Origin of the sequence: Bradyrhizobium sp. (assembly GCF_049581145.1) — a bacterium.
Lineage (GTDB): Bacteria > Pseudomonadota > Alphaproteobacteria > Rhizobiales > Xanthobacteraceae > Bradyrhizobium.
The window spans coordinates 1-2080 of sequence record NZ_JBAURI010000388.1 but is presented as its reverse complement, the minus strand read 5'-3'; the positions used below and the strand labels follow the sequence as shown (position 1 = coordinate 2080).

1 protein-coding gene and 1 pseudogene are annotated in these 2080 nt (G+C 65.9%); one reads left to right on the top strand and one right to left on the bottom strand.

The window, feature by feature from the left end; translation table 11 throughout:
• Positions 1–1088, bottom strand: a 1088-nt coding sequence (gene mnmA, locus WCB02_RS12490; protein WP_423958530.1) for a tRNA 2-thiouridine(34) synthase MnmA, incomplete at its 3' end; no start/stop codon positions are given.
• A gap of 185 nt (positions 1089–1273) precedes the next feature.
• On the opposite strand from mnmA, the pseudogene WCB02_RS12485 reads away from it, so the two are divergent.
• Positions 1274–2080: pseudogene (locus tag WCB02_RS12485) on the top strand (hypothetical protein); the annotation flags it as partial.

Sequence of the window (2080 nt, the reverse complement as noted above, 5' to 3'; positions counted from 1 at the left end):
CGTCCGGCCGGCGCGTCGTAGAACACACAGGCCTGGCCCGGCGAGACGCCCTCCTCGCCCGCGACGAGTTCGACCTCGTAACGGCCGGCCGCGCCGCGCAGCCAGGCCGGCTGCGGCGGCCGGGTCGATCGCACGCGGACGAAAATCTCGAGTCCCTTGCTCAAGACATCGTCGAGCGCGCCGTCGCCGATCCAGTTGACGTCGCGCAGCACGATGCGATCCATCCGCAGCGCCTCGCGCGGACCGACCACGACGCGGTGGCTCGCAGCATCGAGCCGCACGACATAGAGCGGCTTGCCGGAGGCAATCCCGAGCCCCTTGCGCTGCCCGACGGTGAAGTGCGCGATGCCATGATGCTGTCCGAGGACGTGGCCCTCGAGGTCGACGATATCGCCGGCCTCCATGGCGTTCGGCCGCAGTCGGCCGATGATGTCGGTATAGCGCCCGGTCGGCACGAAGCAGATGTCCTGGCTGTCGTGCTTGTCGGCGACCGTCAGCCCGAAGCGCCGTGCCAGTTCGCGCACCTGCGGCTTGGTCATGTCGCCGAGCGGAAAGCGCAAATGCTGCAGCTGCGCGCGCGTGGTCGCAAACAGGAAATAGCTCTGGTCGCGTTCGGCATCCGCCGCGCAAACCAGCGCGCGCGAGCCGTCGGCAAGACGGCGCGAGGCGACATAGTGGCCGGTGGCGAGCACCTCGGCGCCAAGGTCGCGCGCGGTCTTCAGCAGATCGCGGAACTTGATGGCGCGGTTGCACTCGATGCAAGGCACCGGGGTCTCGCCCGATGCGTAGCTTGCGGCGAAGGTATCGATCACCGATTCCCGGAAGCGGTCTTCATAGTCCAGCACGTAATGCGGAATCCCGATCCGCTCGGCGACGTCCCGCGCGTCGTGGATATCCTGGCCGGCGCAGCAGGCGCCCTTGCGATGAGTGGCCGCGCCGTGATCGTAGAGCTGCAGCGTAATGCCGACGACATCGTAGCCTTCCGACTTCAACAGCGCAGCCGTCGTCGAGGAGTCGACGCCGCCCGACATGGCGACGACGACCCTGGTGTCCTGCGGACGGCCTTCCAGTTCGAGACTGTTGAGCATGTTTTCGAGTCACCGGTACGATCGCAGACGCGATGTTCGCCGCGATCAGAAAGCCGTTTTGCGTCCAGGGCCTGTTGCAACTGTTATCAGAAGGCCCCCTGACCGGTTCCGACGGCAATGCGGGCCAGACAGCGCACGAGCGGGAAGCTGCACTCTAATATAGGCCGCCTTCGCCTCACGCAATCATGAGGGCCGGCCTTTTACGGACCAAAACGGCAAATCTTGCCGACAGGCAGAAACGGCACTCATCGGGGGGCGGGGCAATTTTCGGCAGATCACGCAACACATTGATAAAACTAGATATTTATCGCACCCGAGGCTGGCCCGCCGCTTGCTACGGAAAGGGTGAGTTTCATCCCAAGAGGCCGCCCGTGTTGAGTGTGACGTCAGATACCGCCGCAGGCGCGTCCTATTCCAGCGCGCCGTCCCCCAAGCCGGTTTTGCCGGATCCCGCCCAAAGCAACGCCAACAGCTTTGCCGCGCTGGTCGACAGCAATACACCGGCCGATCTTGGAAGCCTGCTGCCGCCCGCCCCGGAGCCGGCCGCGCCGCAGCCTGCCGCCAACAACTGGGCGGCATCGAGCAATGCGCAGCCCGCCAGCAACCAAGCTCCGAACCAGAGCCAGTCCCCGCCCCAGTCACAGTCACAGTCACAGTCTGCTAACAACCAGACCAATCCGGGCGCGCCTGCCGGCGGACAGGCCAGCGACAACGGCTCCGGCGCGAACTCGAACGGCAACGCCAATGCGGCCCAGCAGGGCAGCACCAAGTCGTCAAGCACGAAGCCAAGTGACGGTAAATCGACGAACAAGAGTTCGGACGGTTCCACGACAACAACGGCAGCGACCACCGATTCCAGCGCCGCGGCGGCGCAAAGCGCAGCGGCGGTGACGGTACAAAACGCGATTGCGACCGCCATCGCGGTTCCGACCACGCCGGTCAACGTTCCGACGGCGCCGCCACCCACCGGCGGTTCGGCCGGGCCGCTTGCC